The organism is Bradyrhizobium sp. OK095 (assembly GCF_900109945.1).
Taxonomy (GTDB): Bacteria; Pseudomonadota; Alphaproteobacteria; order Rhizobiales; family Xanthobacteraceae; genus Bradyrhizobium.
Window position 1 is genome coordinate 57,446 of record NZ_FOBX01000021.1, and the last position, 16,715, is coordinate 74,160.

General features: G+C 64.8%; 19 protein-coding genes. 11 read left to right on the top strand and 8 right to left on the bottom strand.

Annotated elements, in window-relative coordinates; translation table 11 throughout:
* The first annotated feature begins 247 nt into the window (after positions 1 to 247).
* The 4 genes from BMW89_RS35160 to BMW89_RS35175 all read left to right on the top strand — a co-directional run bounded on the left by BMW89_RS35160 (position 248) and on the right by BMW89_RS35175 (position 4,592).
* The gene (locus BMW89_RS35160) at positions 248 to 1,654 is read left to right on the top strand and encodes a DegQ family serine endoprotease (protein ID WP_177196543.1); all 1,407 of its coding nucleotides are present in this window, start codon (positions 248 to 250) and stop codon (positions 1,652 to 1,654) included.
* Positions 1,651 to 2,985 (top strand): replication-associated recombination protein A, encoded by a 1,335-nt coding sequence (locus tag BMW89_RS35165; RefSeq protein ID WP_092034917.1) that lies wholly within the window; start codon positions 1,651 to 1,653, stop codon positions 2,983 to 2,985. Before BMW89_RS35160 ends, BMW89_RS35165 begins: the two co-directional genes overlap by 4 nt.
* Before the next feature lie 75 nt (positions 2,986 to 3,060).
* Positions 3,061 to 3,378, top strand: a complete 318-nt coding sequence (locus BMW89_RS35170; protein WP_092034918.1) for a HigA family addiction module antitoxin — start codon at positions 3,061 to 3,063, stop codon at positions 3,376 to 3,378.
* Positions 3,375 to 4,592: an RluA family pseudouridine synthase gene (locus tag BMW89_RS35175; RefSeq protein ID WP_092034919.1), complete on the top strand. Its 1,218-nt coding sequence runs from the start codon at positions 3,375 to 3,377 to the stop codon at positions 4,590 to 4,592. The genes BMW89_RS35170 and BMW89_RS35175 overlap by 4 nt, the downstream gene beginning before the upstream one ends.
* Positions 4,593 to 4,727: 135 nt before the next feature.
* Here BMW89_RS35175 and BMW89_RS35180 read toward each other — a convergent pair whose 3' ends face one another.
* On the bottom strand, positions 4,728 to 5,174 hold the full coding sequence (locus BMW89_RS35180) for a hypothetical protein (RefSeq protein WP_092034920.1): 447 nt from the start codon (positions 5,172 to 5,174) through the stop codon (positions 4,728 to 4,730).
* A 107-nt stretch (positions 5,175 to 5,281) separates the two neighbouring features.
* On the opposite strand from BMW89_RS35180, the gene BMW89_RS35185 reads away from it, so the two are divergent.
* The 5 genes from BMW89_RS35185 to BMW89_RS35205 all read left to right on the top strand — a co-directional run bounded on the left by BMW89_RS35185 (position 5,282) and on the right by BMW89_RS35205 (position 9,618).
* Positions 5,282 to 6,058 carry an ATP12 family chaperone protein gene (locus tag BMW89_RS35185; RefSeq protein WP_092034921.1) on the top strand — a complete coding sequence of 259 codons (777 nt, stop codon included), beginning with the start codon at positions 5,282 to 5,284 and terminating at the stop codon, positions 6,056 to 6,058.
* Between the two features lie 76 nt (positions 6,059 to 6,134).
* Positions 6,135 to 7,745, top strand: coding sequence for a flagellar hook-length control protein FliK (fliK, locus tag BMW89_RS35190; protein WP_177196544.1), 1,611 nt, complete (start codon positions 6,135 to 6,137; stop codon positions 7,743 to 7,745).
* The gene (locus BMW89_RS35195; RefSeq protein ID WP_092034922.1) at positions 7,742 to 8,002 is read left to right on the top strand and encodes an EscU/YscU/HrcU family type III secretion system export apparatus switch protein; all 261 of its coding nucleotides are present in this window, start codon (positions 7,742 to 7,744) and stop codon (positions 8,000 to 8,002) included. The genes fliK and BMW89_RS35195 overlap by 4 nt, the downstream gene beginning before the upstream one ends.
* A gap of 32 nt (positions 8,003 to 8,034) precedes the next feature.
* Positions 8,035 to 8,892 carry a penicillin-binding transpeptidase domain-containing protein gene (locus tag BMW89_RS35200; protein WP_502686414.1) on the top strand — a complete coding sequence of 286 codons (858 nt, stop codon included), beginning with the start codon at positions 8,035 to 8,037 and terminating at the stop codon, positions 8,890 to 8,892.
* A 69-nt stretch (positions 8,893 to 8,961) separates the two neighbouring features.
* Entirely contained in the window at positions 8,962 to 9,618 is a 657-nt protein-coding gene (locus BMW89_RS35205; RefSeq protein ID WP_092034924.1) for a carboxymuconolactone decarboxylase family protein, read from the top strand.
* Positions 9,619 to 9,760: 142 nt separating this feature from the next.
* On the opposite strand, the gene BMW89_RS35210 is transcribed toward BMW89_RS35205, so the two are convergent.
* The 3 genes from BMW89_RS35210 to BMW89_RS35220 form a co-directional block, all read right to left on the bottom strand.
* A complete protein-coding gene (locus tag BMW89_RS35210) occupies positions 9,761 to 10,756 on the bottom strand; it encodes a dienelactone hydrolase family protein (RefSeq protein WP_092034925.1) in 996 nt (331 codons plus the stop codon).
* Between the two features lie 71 nt (positions 10,757 to 10,827).
* Positions 10,828 to 11,424: a hypothetical protein gene (locus BMW89_RS35215; protein WP_092034926.1), complete on the bottom strand. Its 597-nt coding sequence runs from the start codon at positions 11,422 to 11,424 to the stop codon at positions 10,828 to 10,830.
* Between the two features lie 147 nt (positions 11,425 to 11,571).
* Positions 11,572 to 11,976 carry a DUF4260 domain-containing protein gene (locus BMW89_RS35220; protein ID WP_092034927.1) on the bottom strand — a complete coding sequence of 135 codons (405 nt, stop codon included), beginning with the start codon at positions 11,974 to 11,976 and terminating at the stop codon, positions 11,572 to 11,574.
* A 149-nt stretch (positions 11,977 to 12,125) separates the two neighbouring features.
* Between BMW89_RS35220 and BMW89_RS35225 the strand changes: the two genes are divergently transcribed.
* Positions 12,126 to 13,658: an acyl-CoA carboxylase subunit beta gene (locus BMW89_RS35225; RefSeq protein ID WP_092034928.1), complete on the top strand. Its 1,533-nt coding sequence runs from the start codon at positions 12,126 to 12,128 to the stop codon at positions 13,656 to 13,658.
* 130 nt (positions 13,659 to 13,788) lie between these two features.
* Positions 13,789 to 14,136 (top strand): hypothetical protein, encoded by a 348-nt coding sequence (locus BMW89_RS35230; RefSeq protein WP_092034929.1) that lies wholly within the window; start codon positions 13,789 to 13,791, stop codon positions 14,134 to 14,136.
* Between the two features lie 24 nt (positions 14,137 to 14,160).
* On the opposite strand, the gene BMW89_RS38245 is transcribed toward BMW89_RS35230, so the two are convergent.
* The 4 genes from BMW89_RS38245 to BMW89_RS35245 form a co-directional block, all read right to left on the bottom strand.
* Positions 14,161 to 14,313: a hypothetical protein gene (locus BMW89_RS38245; protein WP_177196545.1), complete on the bottom strand. Its 153-nt coding sequence runs from the start codon at positions 14,311 to 14,313 to the stop codon at positions 14,161 to 14,163.
* 86 nt (positions 14,314 to 14,399) lie between these two features.
* Entirely contained in the window at positions 14,400 to 15,053 is a 654-nt protein-coding gene (locus BMW89_RS35235; protein ID WP_092034930.1) for a glutathione S-transferase family protein, read from the bottom strand.
* A 127-nt stretch (positions 15,054 to 15,180) separates the two neighbouring features.
* Positions 15,181 to 16,002, bottom strand: a complete 822-nt coding sequence (locus BMW89_RS35240; protein ID WP_092034931.1) for a DUF2182 domain-containing protein — start codon at positions 16,000 to 16,002, stop codon at positions 15,181 to 15,183.
* Positions 16,003 to 16,053: 51 nt separating this feature from the next.
* Positions 16,054 to 16,686: a DUF1326 domain-containing protein gene (locus BMW89_RS35245; RefSeq protein WP_092034932.1), complete on the bottom strand. Its 633-nt coding sequence runs from the start codon at positions 16,684 to 16,686 to the stop codon at positions 16,054 to 16,056.
* Between the last annotated feature and the right edge of the window lie 29 nt (positions 16,687 to 16,715).

The window sequence follows — 16,715 nt, forward strand, 5'->3', positions numbered from 1 at the left end:
CTGCCCCGCGACGCTGCGCTCCGGTTGCGCGGTTCCCACTGGTGCAAATTCGCCGCAACCGAATCCACCGCAGGATAGAATGCTGGATGATGGGCGTCATGCCAATCTGTTGCGCCGGCCGGCTTGCGATTTCGCACGGAGGCTTGCATTCCGGCGACACCCGGAAGGGGGTGAATAATGCCGCCTTGCGCCCTTCTATTAGGGGGCGAACGCGCCTATATTCCGGCGTCTTTTCCGAGAGGTAGGAATGTTTCGATCGATCTCGACCGCCGTCGTCACGGCATTGTGCATAGCGTTTTCGGTCCACTTCAATCCGGCCGCCGCGCAGGACCGCCGCGTCCCGTCGTCGCCGGCGGAGCTGCGGCTGTCCTATGCGCCGATCGTGCAGCGGGTGCAGCCGGCGGTCGTCAACGTCTATGCCGCCAAGGTCGTGCAGAACCGCAATCCGCTGCTGGACGACCCGATCTTCCGCCGCTTCTTCGGCGTGCCGGGCCAGCAGCAGGAGCAGGTCCAGCGCTCGCTCGGTTCGGGTGTGATTGTCGATGCGTCCGGCCTCGTCGTCACCAACGTCCACGTGATCGAGGGCGCGGACCAGGTGAAGGTCTCGCTGTCGGACAAGCGCGAGTTCGAGGCCGAGATCGTGTTGAAGGATTCCCGGAGCGATCTCGCGATACTGCGATTGAAGGATACCAAGGAGAAGTTTCCGGCTCTCGAATTCACCAATTCGGACGAGCTGATGGTGGGCGACGTCGTGATGGCGATCGGCAATCCCTTCGGCGTCGGCCAGACCGTGACTCACGGTATCATCTCGGCGCTCGCGCGCACGCAGGTCGGCATCACCGACTACCAGTTCTTCATCCAGACTGATGCGGCGATCAATCCCGGCAATTCGGGCGGCGCGCTGGTCGACATGAATGGCCGGCTGGCCGGCATCAACACTGCGATCTATTCGCGCTCCGGTGGCTCGCAGGGCATCGGCTTTGCCATTCCCGCCAATATGGTGCGCGTCGTCGTCGCCTCCGCCAAGAGCGGCGGCACGGCGGTGAAGCGTCCCTGGCTCGGCGCGAAATTGCAGGCGGTGACGCCGGAGATCGCCGAGAGCCTCGGCCTGCGCTCGCCGATCGGCGCGCTGGTTGCGAGCGTGGTGGCGAACGGCCCTGCGGCGAAGGCCGGCTTGAAGTCCTCCGATCTCATCACCGGGATCGACGGCCAGACCGTGGATGATCCCAACGCCTTTGACTATCGCTTCGCGACCCGTCCGCTCGGCGGCACCGCGCAGATCGACGTCCAGCGCGGCGGCAAGCCGGTCAAGCTGACGGTGGCGCTGGAGAGCGCGCCTGACGCCGGCCGCAACGAGCTCGTCGTCACCGCGCGGTCGCCGTTCCAGGGCGCGAAGGTCTCGACCATCACGCCGGCGGTCGCCGACGAGCTGCATCTGGATGCCGACACCGAGGGCGTCGTGATCACCGATCTCGGCGGCGACTCGCCGGCGGCCAATGTCGGTTTCCAGAAGGGCGACATCATCCTCACGGTCAACAATCAGAAGATCGGCAAGACCGGCGACCTCGAGAAGGCGGCGGGCACAAGCCAGCGGATCTGGCGCATCACGCTGGTGCGCGGTGGCCAGCAGATCAACGTCACGCTGGGCGGATGAGTCCGAAGCGACCACAGGAGACGCCAACTCTCTTTGCCGCGGCGGGGCTCGATCACGAGGCCCCGCATCCGCTGCCGGACCGGCTGCGCCCGCGCGCGCTGTCGGAGGTCGTCGGCCAGGACCACATTCTCGGTCCCGACGGCGCGTTGACGCGCATGCTTGAGACGCGCACGCTGGGATCGCTGGTGTTCTGGGGCCCGCCCGGCACCGGCAAGACCACGGTGGCGCGGCTGCTGGCCGATGCGACGGACCTGCATTTCGAGCAGATCTCCGCGGTGTTCTCCGGCGTCGCAGATTTGAAGAAGGCGTTCGATGCCGCGCGCGCCCGCCGCGAGATGGGCAAGGGCACGCTTCTTTTCGTCGACGAGGTGCATCGCTTCAACCGCGCGCAGCAGGATTCCTTTTTGCCTGTCATGGAAGACGGCACGGTGGTGATGGTCGGCGCCACCACCGAAAATCCCTCCTTCGAGCTCAACGCGGCGCTTCTGTCGCGTGCGCGCGTGCTGGTGTTTCGCTCGCTCGATGCCGCCGCGATCGAAAAGCTGTTCGCGCATGCCGAGGAGGCCGAAGGCAAGAAGCTGCCGCTCGATGACGAGGCGCGCGCGGTGCTGGTGCGCATGGCCGACGGCGACGGAAGGGCGTCGCTGACGCTCGCCGAGGAGGTCTGGCGTTCGGCGCGGGCGGACGAGATTTTCAATGCCGCGCAATTGCAGGACATTTTGCAACGCCGCGCCCCGATCTACGACAAGTCGGCCGACGGCCATTACAATCTGATCTCGGCGCTGCATAAGTCGGTGCGCGGCTCCGATCCCGATGCCGCGCTCTATTACCTCGCGCGCATGCTCGATGCGGGCGAGGACCCGCTGTTCCTGGCCCGCCGCGTCGTGCGCATGGCGGTCGAGGATATCGGCCTTGCCGATCCGCAGGCGCTCGTCATCGCCAACGCTGCCAAGGACGCCTTCGACTTCCTCGGAAGTCCCGAGGGCGAGCTCGCGATCGCGCAAGCCGTCGTCTATCTCGCCACCGCGCCGAAATCGAACGCGGTCTATACCGCCTTCAAGGCTGCGATGCAGACGGCAAAGCAGGCCGGCTCGCTGCTGCCGCCGAAGCACATCCTGAATTCCCCGACCAAGCTGATGAAGTCGGAAGGCTACGGCGCGTCGTACGAATACGACCATGACACCCCCGACGCGTTCTCTGGCCAGGACTACTTTCCGGAAGCGCTGGGACGCCAGACCTTCTACGACCCGCCCGAGCGGGGTTTCGAGCGCGAGATCAGGAAGCGGCTGGATTACTGGGCCAAGCTGCGGAAAGAGCGGGGCGGGAAGTAGGCTTAATCTCGCCACAGGGCGTACATTTACGGTTTACGTAACACGTAAATCTTGCTACTCGGCCAGTGAATTCCCATGCCCCACGCACCAACACATCCCGGTGAGCATCTTGCCGAAGAGCTGCGCGAACTCGGCATCACAGCTGCGGAGCTGTCGCGTCAGATTGACGTGCCAGTCAATCGCATCACCGGCATCATCAATGGGCAGCGTGGCATCACCGCTGACACGGCGCTGCGCCTTGGTCACTGGTTCGGTACTAGCCCGCAATTCTGGATGAACCTGCAACAGCAATATGAGCTGCGGCTAGCGGAGAAAGAGGTTGGCGCGCAAGTTGCGTCGCTGCCCCGCCGTGCCAATGCGCAGTCGACACGAAAGCTTGGAAAAACCGCATGAGCCGCCGCATCAAGAGAATGAATCCGAAACCTCGCGAGCGCGACGAGCGCAAGGAGGCGCGTCCGTTCAAGGCGGGCGGTGCGAAGACAGCGGGACCGCGTCCGGGCGGCAAGCCCGGTGGAAAGCCGCCGCGATTTGCGGCCGAGCGCGCCGAGCGGCGTGCGCCCAAAGTTGAGCTGGAACAGGCTGCGCCGGCAAAGCCCGTCGTCGAAGCGCTGCTGCCGACCAAGGTGGAGACCGTCAAGGTGACGGCCGACGAGAATAACATGCGCGTCGATCGTTTCCTCGAAGCGCGCTTTCCCGGCCTGTCGTTCTCCCACATCCAGCGCGTCGTCCGTAAGGGCGAGCTGCGCGTCGACGGCAAGCGCGTCGACAGCAAGGATCGGCTGGAGGAGGGGCAGAGCGTCCGCATTCCGCCGCTGAAGCTCGACACGCCGAAGGCGCCCAGCCCGCAGTCGGAAGCCGCGCAAAAGACGTTGGCCGCGCTAAAGGAGATGACGATCTACGAGGACGACGATGTCCTCGTGCTCAACAAGCCGTTGGGCCTTGCCGTGCAGGGCGGCTCGGGCATGACGCGGCACATCGACCAGATGCTGGAGGTGATGCGCGATTCCAAGGGCCAGAAGCCGCGCCTCGTGCATCGCATCGACAGGGAGACGTCGGGCTGTCTCCTGATCGCCAAGACGCGCTTTGCCGCCTCGTATCTGACCGGCGCATTCCGCGAGCGATCTGCGCGGAAAACCTATTGGGCGTTGGTGCCGGGAATGCCGAAGCCCAAGCAGGGCCGCATCTCGACCTTTCTCGCAAAAGAGGAGAGCGAGGACGACACCATCATGCGCGTCGCCCAGCACGGCGACGAGGGCGCGAGCCACGCGGTGACCTATTACGCGGTGGTCGAGACCGCCGGCAGCAAGCTGACCTGGGTCTCACTGAAGCCGGTGACCGGGCGCACCCACCAGCTGCGCGCCCACATGGAGCATATCGGCCACCCCATCGTCGGCGATCCCAAATATTTCAACATCGAGAACTGGCAGCTGCCGGGCGGTTTGCAAAACCGGCTGCATCTGTTGGCGCGCCGCATCGTCATTCCGCATCCGCGCGGCGGCGTGATCGACGCCACCGCGCCATTGCCGCCGCACATGCAGCAGTCGTGGAATTTGCTCGGGCTCGACGCGAGCCGGTTTGATCCGATCGAGAACGCGCCGGAGGAGTAGGGGCTGGGTCCCGTTGCTAGCCCCGTCATTGCGAGGAGCTCTTGCGACGAAGCAATCCAGACTGCTTCCGCGGAGACATTCTGGATTGCTTCGCTACGCTCGCAATGACGGTGTGGAGAGGGCGATGGCTGCCCTTCAATTCCGAAACTGTTCCAGAAACATCCGCAAAGAATCATGCGGGCTCTCGACGTCCGTGATCAGCCAGCCTTCGGGCCCGTTGACCAGGACGAAGTTCAGCGCCACCCGGCGGCCGTGATTGTCGAAATTCGCCGCAACATAAGTCTTGTCGTATTGCCTGCGCACAACCGCGATCGTAACAGGGCCGAGCTTCCAGCTCGGGCTCTGCACCAGGAAATCATAGGGCTCGAGCCGCGGTGTGCTCCAGGCCTTGCGCAGGGGGGCATCGAAGAATTGCCGGGCGGCCACGGCATCGCGCGGCAGGCCTTTTGACAGCTCCGGTGCGCCCTGACCGTAATAGGCGTAGACATTCCGGACCAGCGATTCCGGGGTGCGAAAGCCGGCCTCGGCCGCGGCCAGCCAAAGCCCGGCCAACAGGGCCACAATGCCCGCAAGTTCCCTCATGCCCGCCGCTCGCTTTATTGGCCGCAAGTCTTGGCTTAAAACTGTCTTGGCTTAAATTGGTCCTAGCTTAAAAGCCTAGCATCCAGCGACCGGGGCCGAAAACTCACATGCGCGAATTGTTCGATGAAGCTGCGGGGCAGCCCCCGCCGGATCCCCGGGAATCGGTGCGCGCGTCCGCACGCACGCCACTACGCAAGCGCTTCTACAAGGAGGCAGGCGTCACCGAAGCCGAGGGCGGCTTTGCTATCACGCTCGACGGCAAGCCGATCCGCACGCCGTCCAGCCGGCAGGTGGTGATCCCGGCGCGGACGCTCGCCGATGCGGTGGCTGCCGAATGGGCGGCCCAGGGCGAGACGATTGATCCCGTGACCATGCCGCTGACGCGCATCGCCAACAGCGTGGTCGAGGGCGTGGTCGACCGCGTCGAACTCGTCAGCGACGATCTCGCCAAATTCTTCGAGTCCGATCTGCTGTTCTACCGCGCCGGTCACCCAGAAGCGCTCGTCGCCCGCGAGGCCGCGCATTGGGACCCCGTACTGTTCTGGGCCGCGGAGCGGCTCGGGGCGCATTTCATCCTGTCCGAGGGCGTCATGCACGTGAGGCAGCCGGACGAGGCCATTCAGGCCGTCCGCGCTGTGCTGCCCGGGGATGCCTGGTCGGTCGCGGCCCTTCATGTGGTGACGACCCTGACCGGCTCGGCGCTGTTGGCACTGGCGCTGGCCCATGGCGTACGCGATGCCGGCCAGATCTGGGACGCCGCCCATGTCGACGAGGACTGGAACGCCGAGAAATGGGGCGTGGACGAGGAGGCGGCCGCCCGCCGGGCCGCTCGCCTGAAGGATTTTCAGGCCGCCGTGACGGTTTTGGCGGCCGTGAGGCCGTAAGCGGCCAAAGGTCCTTAACGAGAGGTTTACGAGGGCGGCCTTAGGATGGGACCAGCGTTCCCCGGGCCCCCCAGAGATGCCGACGCCGATAAGCTCGATCGTTCCCGTCAGTGCCGCCAGCCCTGTGGCTGATGCGGCGACGCCCGATCTCGTGCTTCAGGCTGGCAGCGTCGTCGATGCCAGAGTCGTCAGTGTGCTCGCCGACAATCTGGTGCGGATCGCGATCGCCAACCTCTCGATGGACGTGATGTCGGAGGTGTCGCTGACACCGGGGCAGAACCTCCAACTTACGGTGTCGCAGAATGACGGCACCATCCGGCTCGCCGTCGTGGGCGGGACAGGCCAGGCGGCGGCCGATCAGGTCACGCTGACGCCGGGGGCCGCGTCGCTGGTGGAGAGTCCGTCGCTGGCGCCGTCTGCGAACGCGGCACGCAACACGCTGACGCCGCTGGAGCAGGTTGCCGTCACCGTCGCCTCGGCCGAGGCGGTGACAAAACAGGGCAGCCAGGCGCCGCTATTCGCCAACCTCGCCTCCGTCGTCACCGGCAGCGATCTGCCGGCGGGGCTTAAGCAGGCGGTGCTGGACGTGCTGGCGCAGCAGACGCCGCTCAACACCGCCCTCGATGGCGGCAATATCGAATCCGCCTTCCAGAAGTCCGGGTTGTTCCTCGAGGCTTCGCTGGCCGCAGGCACGACGCCGTCCTCCGGCAATGTGCCGGACCTGAAAGCGGCGCTGCTGGTGTTGCGCCAGACACTGGCCACGCTCGAGACGGCCGCACCGCAGGCGCAGGGCGCGGCGATCCCGACGAACGCCGTTGCGACACCGCAGGTCGCCGCCGCGCCGGCTCCCGCAGCAGGTGAGGCCGTGCAGGCCGCACAACCTTCGACGGAAGCTGATGTCTCCCAAGCACCGCGCAGCGCCAATCTCGCGGCCGTCGTGCTGGCTGATATCGCTGGCGGCGCTCCGCAGACAGCGGTGCCGCGAACCATGTCCGCAGGCCTTGCCGCGAGCTTGCTGCAAGAGGTCACGCAAAATCTGCCGCGCCTAATTGGGAACGTGCCCGGCTCCAACAAGGCCGTGCCCGATGGCCACCTCTTCGAGGCCGCCGCGCGCACGACGCCGCCGCCGTTTCGCGGCGCGTTGCCGGCTGTGCAGGCTATCGCCTCGCCATCGCTCGCGCCGGATACACCCCTCGCTGCAACCATGCATCGCCTGCTCGACGACACCGATGCCGCAATCGCACGGCAGACATTGCTGCAGGTCGCATCACTCCCTGATCGCACTGACGCCAGCGGTCACCGCATCGATCCGACCGCGCCGCAGTGGAATTTCGAGATTCCGTTTGCGACGCCGCAGGGCACCGCGATGGCGCAGTTCGAGATCTCGCGCGATGGCGGCAACGAATCCGCCGATCCCGCAAAACGCGCCTGGCGTGCACGCTTCACGCTCAATGTCGAGCCGGCCGGCCCCGTGCATGCGCTGATCACGCTCAACGGCGACAAGACTTTTGTGCGGATGTGGGCGGAGCGGCCGGCGACCGCGCAACAGCTTCGCGCCGGAATCGGCGAGCTCAGCCAGGCAATGACCAGGGCCGAGCTCAAGCCCGGCGATATCGTGGTGCGCGACGGTACGCCGCCGCAGCCGGCGCCGGCCCGCGCCGGCCATTTTCTGGATCGCGCGACATGAGCGACGCATCAAAAATCGCGATCGCGCTGCATTACGAGAAGGGCAGCAACGCGCCTGTCGTCGTCGCCAAGGGCAGGGGCACGATCGGCGAAAAGATCGTCGAGATCGCCAAGGCCAACGACATCCCGATCGAGGAGAACGAGATTTTGGCCGGTGCGCTCTCCAAGGTCGAGCTCGGCGAGGAGATCCCGCCCGACCTCTACAAGGCCGTCGCCGAAGTGCTGGTGTTCGTGCTGCGGCTGTCGGGCCGGCGCTGAGCGCTGTCATCGTTTCACCACGTGGCGGCTGCATGGTCGCGGCCACTCTTATTGTTCAACGGATACCGCCCTTGCTCACCCGCCGTTCCACCCTCGGCCTTCTCGCCGCGACTGCCATCCTGCCACAGCGCGCGTTCGCTCATGTTGCTCCGCCGCGCAACGAGATTCGTGAGAGCCTGGCAAAACGCTTCACCGACCTCGGCACATCGGGCACTTTCGTCGGCTACAAGGTCGAGGATTATCTGATCGTCGCCAGCGACAAGGAACGCTCGGGCGAAGCCAAGCTGCCGGCCTCGACCTTCAAGATTCCGAACTCGCTGATTGCGCTTGAAACCGGAATCGTCGCAGACCCCGACAAGGATTTGTTCCCGTGGGACGGCGTGAAGCGCCCGATCGAGGCCTGGAACAAGGACCACACGCTGCGCAGCGCCATCGCGGTGAGCGCTGTGCCGGTCTATCAGGAGATCGCGCGCCGCATCGGGCAAGAGCGGATGCAGAAGTTTGTCGATCTGTTCGACTACGGCAATCGCGACATCGGCGGCGGCATCGACCAGTTCTGGCTCACCGGCAATTTGCGCATCGACCCGATCGAGCAGATCGATTTCGTCGACCGGCTGCGCCGCCGCGCGCTGCCGATCAGCAAGCGCAGCCAGGATCTCGTCGCTGACATCCTGCCGGTGACCAAGGTCGGCGACAGCGTCATCCGCGCCAAGTCCGGGCTGCTGGGGGCCGAGCGCGGCGCGCCGTCGCTGGGCTGGATGGTCGGCTGGGCCGAGAAGGGCGAGGCGCACACGGTGTTCGCGCTCAACATGGACTGCACCGAGCCGCGTCTCGTCGGTGAGCGCATGCCGCTGACGCAAGCCTGCCTTGCCGAGATCGGCGCGGTCTAGCTGGCGCGCGCGAACCTGCTCGATTAGCATCATCCCGACCAAGCAAGAAAAAAGGTCGGGAGGATAACGATGAACTCAACGCCACTATGGCTGTCGTCGATCACGTTTGCCGCTGCGGGCGGCTGGCTTGCCGCCACGATGTTTGCTGGCCGCGCCACCAGCAAGGAGCCGCGCTTTCCGCAGCTCACCATGGACCAGCTCGACGAGAAGCAGAAACCGCTCGGCGAGCAGATCATGAAGGTGTCGAGCGTCGGCATTGGCGGCCCGTACAACCCGATGATCCGCAGCCCCATGCTCGGCCAGCGCCTGTTCGACCTGTTTTATTATCTGCGCTGGGAAACCTCGGTCCCGACAAAACTCAACGAGTTCGCGATCCTGATCATCGGCCGGCAGTGGCGCTCGCAGGTGGAGTGGTTCGCGCACGCGCCGCTGGCGGCGAAAGCGGGCCTGTCGCCTGAGATGATCGCGGAGTTGAAGGCTAACAAGCGACCGTCGAAAATGGCCGAGGACGAGGCCGTGGTCTACGACTTCGTCACCGAGATCACCACGACCAGGAAGGTTTCCGATGAGACCTACGCGCGCGCCAAGAAGGTCTTCAACGATCAGCAGATCGTCGATCTTACGGCGGTCGCCGGAAATTATGTGATGGTCGCCATGCTGCTGGCGATGGCCGAGGAAACCACGCCGCCGGACAAGCAGGAGCCGTTCAAGCCCGGCGAGCCGTGAGGCGAACAGCTTCCTTGCGGCCATCCTTCGAGACGCCCGCTTGGCGGGCTCCTCAGGATGAGGTCTTATTTCGCGGCGAGACATTAGACCCTCATGGTGAGGAGCCCGCAAAGCGGGCGTCTCGAACCATGAAGGCCGAGCCCTATCCCAGCTTGAACAGCGCCTGCAAAAACTCCTCCACGGCCTTGCGCGACTCCGCGGCCGTCGTGGGATTGCCGCCGACATGCGGGTTGAGCTCGATGCAGGCGTCCTTGTAGGTGAAGGGCGCCTGCGTATCGGCATTCATCAGCACGCCGCTGTCGCCTTCGCGGAGGTGGCAGTTGCGCGCGGTCTGGGCGCCGGTGGAGACGGAAACGGTGTTGACGCCGAGCAGGCCGCTGTCGAACCCGTGCGCGCTGTCGGGGTATTCGGTCAGCACGACGTCGCGCTTGGCAGCCTTGAGCCGCTCGACGAAGGCCCTACAGCTGTTCACGGGATTATAGTCGTCCGGTGTGCCGTGGAAGATGCGGATCGGACGCGCCGCAACGTCCGTGTCGCTCTGATACGTGGTCGAGCAATCCGGATAGAACGGGATGTAGGCGGCGAACTGGACGCCGGACTTGTTCCAGAGCTTGTTGAAGCGCTCCAGGCTTGCATAGAGCGCCGCCTGTCCGCCGCGCGAAAAGCCCATCAGCACGATGCGGTCGGGGTCGACGCGCGGATGCTTCGCGAGAATCTCCAGCGAGCGGTAGATGTCGACGATCAGATTGAGCCGGCCGAGCAGGGCCTGGTTCGGCCCGACCACTGTCAGCCCGCGGCCGGTAAAGCCGTCGATCACGAAGGTCGAGATGCCCATGGCGTTGAACGCGTGCACCCAGGCCTCGGTGGTGGCGCCGACACCGCTCGAGCCGTGCATCAGCACCACGACGGGAAGCTTGCCGGTGCCTTGGGCGACGCGGAATTCGCCCGCCACCGTCACCGGCTTGGCGGCGTCCGTGTCGCCGCTGAGGAATTGCTGGTCGGACAGAGTAAGCGAGGGGATTGGAAAGATCTCGGTCCGGGTCGCGGCGTCCTTGGGGAGGGATTGTGCGTCGGCGCCAATGCCGGCGAAAAGAGTCGAGATACAGAGCGCCATAGCGACGCGGAATGCCGTCGGCATCGGATCCTCCCTTATGATTTTGAGGGAGTAGACCAACCGACCTGCACGCTGTCAATTTGTCGCTGATGGCCTCAGGCCTTGGCAGCCGTCTTCTTCACCGTCAGGGCCTGGTCGATCGCAAAGCCGCCGATCTCGCTCATCGCCTGCGAAATCACGTCGCCCTTGCGGGCAAAGCCGGCGGAGAGGAAATCGAACTGGGTGCGCGCCAGCCGCAGCACCTCGATCGGCACGGAAACCACGGTCTCGTTAAAACTGTCCACGGAGGCATGCAGCGTGTCGAGCTCGGTGGTGAGCTTGCCGATATGGCTCTCCGCGTGCTGCATCAGGCCGAGCAGCTTGTCGCGCTCGCTATCGAACGCCGCGCGCTCGGCGGCGGCTGCCGCGGTGACCTCGGCCAGTTGCGCCCGCAGCGCCTCGATCTGGCCGACCATGGCATCGGAGGCGAGCTCGGCGGCTTCCCGTAGCTCGACATGGCGCGTGCTCTCTTCCTGCGCCTGGTGATAGAGCCGTTCGGCCGTCATCGCCCGCTGCGCCAGCGACTCGATCAGGCTTGCCGCGCGCAGCAGCATCTCGCCGTTCCGCCCCGACACCATGCTGGCCATGCGCCGCAGGAAGTCGACGGTTTCGGACGAGGAGTTCGGCGGCAGGGGAACGACCGTCGCGGACATGAGGTGATGCTTGCAGCCAGACGTGATGGACCGCCGCCGTACCGACTGGGCTCACGCAACATTCGGCGCCTGATCGTAGGCCTGGAGCAAGCCTGAATCGGCAGGCCGGGTCAACCGGCCGGGCCGCCAAATTTGCGGTGACTGGGATCAGGCGTCCTTCTGCCGCCCGATCCGCCCCAGATGGGTGAAGCCGAAGCCTGCCGAATATTTCAGGCCATAGCCCAGCGCCCGGTCGAAGCCGATATGGGCGAGCCAGATCATGGCGACGGACAGGGTGAGGGGGGAGGCGAGACCAAAACCCAGCGTCAGCAGCGCCACCGGCGCCATGTAGCTGTGGGCGGCGTTGTAAACCAGCGCACCGAATTTGGCGTCGGCGAGGTAGGCCAGAAAGCTCAAATCGGGCACGAAGAACAGCAGGGCGAACACCAGCCAGGAGCCGTCCCAGGCCCAGTAGAGCATCACCATCCCTGCGAACAGGGTCAGCCCCTCCAGCCGGAGCACGAGCTTGACGCCGCCTGTCACAGCCCCGGTCTCGGCAGCTCTCTCGTCCATGGTCGCCTCCCAGGCAAAACTTTGTAATTCCTTGCGCTTTGGCGCTGCGGCAAGGCAGCCCTGCGGCGCCGAAAGCGGCTTCCCGGCCCGCAAAATGCCGTGTTAGAACCCCCGGCAATCGCATTTAGGCTAAGAACTGGCGGGAGCAAATGAAGAATATTTTGGACGCCCTTGAAGATCGTCGTGCCGGCGCAAAGCTCGGCGGCGGGGAGAAGCGCATCGAGGCGCAGCACGCCCGCGGCAAGCTGACCGCGCGCGAGCGCATCGAGCTGCTGCTCGACAAGGGATCGTTCGAGGAATTCGACATGTTCGTCGAGCACCGCTCCACCGAGTTCGGCATGGAGAAGAACAAGGTGCCCGGCGACGGCGTCGTCACCGGCTGGGGCACCGTCAACGGCCGCAAGACCTTTGTGTTCGCCAAGGACTTCACGGTATTCGGCGGCTCGCTGTCCGAAACCCACGCGCTGAAGATCACCAAGTTGCAGGACATGGCGATGAAGGCGCGGGCGCCCATCATCGGCCTCTACGACGCGGGCGGCGCCCGCATCCAGGAGGGCGTCGCCGCGCTCGCCGGCTATTCCTACGTGTTCCGCCGCAACGTGCTCGCCTCGGGCGTGATCCCGCAGATCTCCGTCATCATGGGCCCCTGCGCCGGCGGCGACGTCTATTCGCCGGCGATGACCGACTTCATCTTCATGGTGAAGAACACCAGCTACATGTTCGTCACCGGCCCCGACGTGGTGAAGACCGTCACCAACGAGGTCGTCACCGCCGAAGAGCTCGGCGGCGCCTCGGTGCACGCCACGCGCTCCTCGATCGCCGACGGCGCCTTCGAGAACGACGTCGAGACGCTGTTGCAGATGCGTCGCCTGATCGACTTCCTGCCGTCCAACAACACCGACGGCGTGCCGGAATGGCCGAGTTTTGACGACATCGGCCGGGTCGACATGTCCCTGGACACGCTGATCCCCGACAATCCGAACAAGCCCTACGACATGAAGGAATTGATCCTGAAGGTCGTGGACGAGGGCGACTTCTTCGAGATCGCGGATAGCTTTGCCAAGAACATCGTCACCGGTTTCGGCCGCATCGCCGGCCGCACCGTCGGCTTCGTCGCCAACCAGCCGATGGTGCTGGCCGGCGTGCTCGACAGCGATGCGTCACGGAAGGCCGCGCGCTTCGTTCGTTTTTGTGATGCCTTCAACATCCCGATCGTCACCTTTGTCGACGTGCCGGGCTTCCTGCCCGGCACCGCGCAGGAATATGGCGGCTTGATCAAGCACGGCGCAAAACTGCTGTTCGCCTATTCGCAGTGCACCGTGCCGCTCGTGACCATCATCACCCGCAAGGCCTATGGCGGCGCCTTCGACGTCATGGCCTCCAAGGAGATCGGCGCCGACATGAACTACGCCTGGCCAACGGCCCAGATCGCGGTGATGGGCGCCAAGGGCGCGGTCGAGATCATCTTCCGCGCAGACATCGGCGACCCCGACAAGATCGCCGCGCGCACCAAGGAATACGAAGACCGTTTCCTGTCGCCGTTCATCGCCGCCGAGCGCGGCTACATCGACGACGTCATCATGCCGCACTCGACGCGGAAGCGGATCGCAAGAGCGCTATCGATGCTGAAGGACAAGAAGGTCGAGACGCCGGCGAAGAAGCACGACAATTTGCCGTTGTGAGGTCTTGTAGCCCGGATGAGCGAAGCGACATCCGGGTCTTTGCCGGATTTTCTACCAAAGTGCCCGCATCTCGCTTCGCTCATGCGGGCTACTGGCTACGTTCCTGATTTGAAAACTCGATCAACATCCAATGACCGAAGACGACGCGACCGACGAGATTTCAGAAATCGAGGCCCGGATCGCGGCTTTGGCCGAGATCGCCGAGCGCTGCCGCAAGTACATCCTGGCGTCCAAGATCGCCATCGGCGGCGGCGCTGCATTGCTGCTGGTCACGATCCTCGGCGTGTTTGGCTTCGGTCAAACCGCTGCGCTCGGATCGATCGCTCTGGTGCTCGGCGGTATCGTTTCGCTCGGCTCGAACGTTAGTACGCTACGGCAGACGGATGACGCCATCAACGTCGCGGAGGCGCGTCGCTCGGCGCTGATCGGAAGCATCGAACTTCGTGTTGTCGCCGATACGCCGATGAAGCTGGTGTGACGCGCCGTTCGGCGCCCGCAGGCTTCACGCGGCGGTCTTGAACGTCAGCACCGTCAATTCCCCGCGGCATTCGGCTGCGGAAGCCTGAAGCCACTCCGCGGTTTGCCGATCGAGGAACGCCTTCGCCAGTCGCGCGGCGAGGGCAAGCTGCTCTCTGAGATATGCGATGCGGGCCATGTGTCACCTTCCGCTGAAATCATTTGAAGGACACTGCTTCCGACTGTGACCCTATGACTATCACCGGGTGAGTTATGTGCGGTTCGTCACGCTCCGGCGCGTGTCGCATCCGCCGCAGCGAAATGCGCCATCTGGTCGGCGTGGGCTTTTGCGAACGCCGGGCGGCCCGTGGCGCGCGCGACGTAGGCGCGGCAAGCTGGACTGACCGCCAGCCCGTCGAAACAATCGACGACGCGCAGCACGTCCGACATGAGAATGTCGGCGACCGAGAAAGATCCCGCCAGCCATTCGCGCTTCGCCAACACCGGCTCGAGATGCTTGAGGCGAAGCTTGAGGAAATCGTCGACGAATTTCCACGCCGCCGTGTCGGTCGGATGGCCCATGAACTTCGACATTCCCCACGGCAGGCTCGCCATCTCGACGGAATTGAGTGCGGCGAACACCCACTCCGTCGCCTCGTTACGGCCGCGCGGATCTGATGGCATCAGCTTCGCGCTGAGCTCACCCAGATGCAGCAGGATTGCGCCGCTCTCGAAAATCGAGAGATCGCCATCGGTCAGCCACGGCACCTGGCCGAACGGCTGGTGCGCGAGATGCGCGGGGCCCTTGTCGCCGGACACTCTCGCGACGCGATAGGGCAGGGCAGCTTCTTCCAGCGCCCAGCGCACGCGAAGGTCCCGCACGAAGCCGCGCGGGGGCGGGGGAACCCAGTCGAAGGTGGTCAGGGTGAGGTCGGGCATGCGGTGTCTCCGTGCTGTCTGGACATAGGACGGATGGAGGGCGCGCGTTCCGACAAAGGGACGGAATGTTTTGCAGAAATTGTTGGGTCGATCGGTAGATCAGCCAATCCGCCCAGCACCAAACTCATCACCGCATCGACGACACCAGCAGCGCCGCGCCTGCAAGCGCAGATGCAATGCCGGCAGCGCGCGCGATCCAACGTCCGACCGGCGTCAGCTTCTCCAACAGGACGAGCAGCGCCAAAAGCGCAATCCACAACACGTTCATCACGCCGCCTATGAACAAAAGCGTCATCAGGAGCCAGCAGCAGCCGACACAATAGCCTCCGTGCCGAAGCCCCAGCAGAAGGCAGCCACGCGGATGGTCGCGAAAGCCGCCATGGCGCATCAGGAACAGAAGCGGCGACTGGCATTGGACGAGACAGACGTCCTTGAGCGGCGTCCATTGATAGATGCCGGCCGCGATCAGCACGAATGCGCCGAGCAGGTTGCTGGCGAGCGTCATCCGGGAATCCAGCAGGGTTGCCCGCTCGACCAGCCATTGCAGAAAGGTCGCTGCCAGCGAAAAGCCGGTCCAGGCGAGGACGTAACCGGCCGCAAACCAGCCTGTCGCCGCGAATGGCCTGTCTTGCACCTTCGCCTGTCGAACCACGCGGGCGTACATGAGGATCATGGGCGCGGCCGACGGCGCCATCATCCCGACCATCATCACCGCCCACATCAGGAACACGTAGGCGAACTCGATCGCTCGCCACGGCTCGTCGGCCGGCAGCATGATTCCGATCCCCGCCGGAATCATGCGGAATCCGGTCATGTCCATGCCGCCCATGTCCATGTCGTTGGCGAGCCAGAGCACATAGCCCCATGCCAGCGCGACGATGATTCCGATCGCGCCGCCGACAATCCAGCGGTCGCGCCGCAGCACGGTTTCGAGGGCGCTGTCAGTCATTTGCGAAGCGTGTTGCCGGCCTTCTCGCAAGCCGTCACGTCAGGCGCGGCTTCAAGCCTGGTTGGACCACTCGATCGGCGCATAGAGGCCGTTCTTGCCCGAATTGTCCCAGCGCATGCCATGATCGCTGAAAATATTGCCGGGGGCGCCGACCGCCATCACCATTCTGTCGGGGCTCACGGGATGGCCGATGTTCGCCCACATTTCCCCGCTCGGATGCATGGTCGGCAACGGATCGACGGACATGTGCAGAATGTCAGGGATTTCCGCGGATCGCGTCTTGCCGTCGATCCGGAATGTGATCGGGACCTTGCTCACCCCCAGGTTCTTGCTGATCAGCGGCGTGAACGCAGCCATGGGACCACCGGCCGTGCCGCCGAAGATCGCAGCCAGCGCCTCGGTCTGCGGATCGTCCGCGCGCTGATCGACATAAGTGGCCTGCGACCAGTCTCCGTCGGCCATGACGCCCGGCGCGTGGAGAATGACCAGGACGTTCAGTCCATCAAGCGCTATGTCGCCGTAGCGGCCGCTCTCGACGTGGAAGATCAGCGGCACGTTGCAGAAGCCCTCGGTCGGTCGCGCCGTCAGCGGGGCAGCCGCCGACACGAGGCACGGACACACGATGCTGCAACTGCAATTTTCGAAATAGTCGCCGGAAAGGTGCCACGAAACCTGGTCCACCATCGCTCTCTCCCGCTAGGCCGAACCCCACA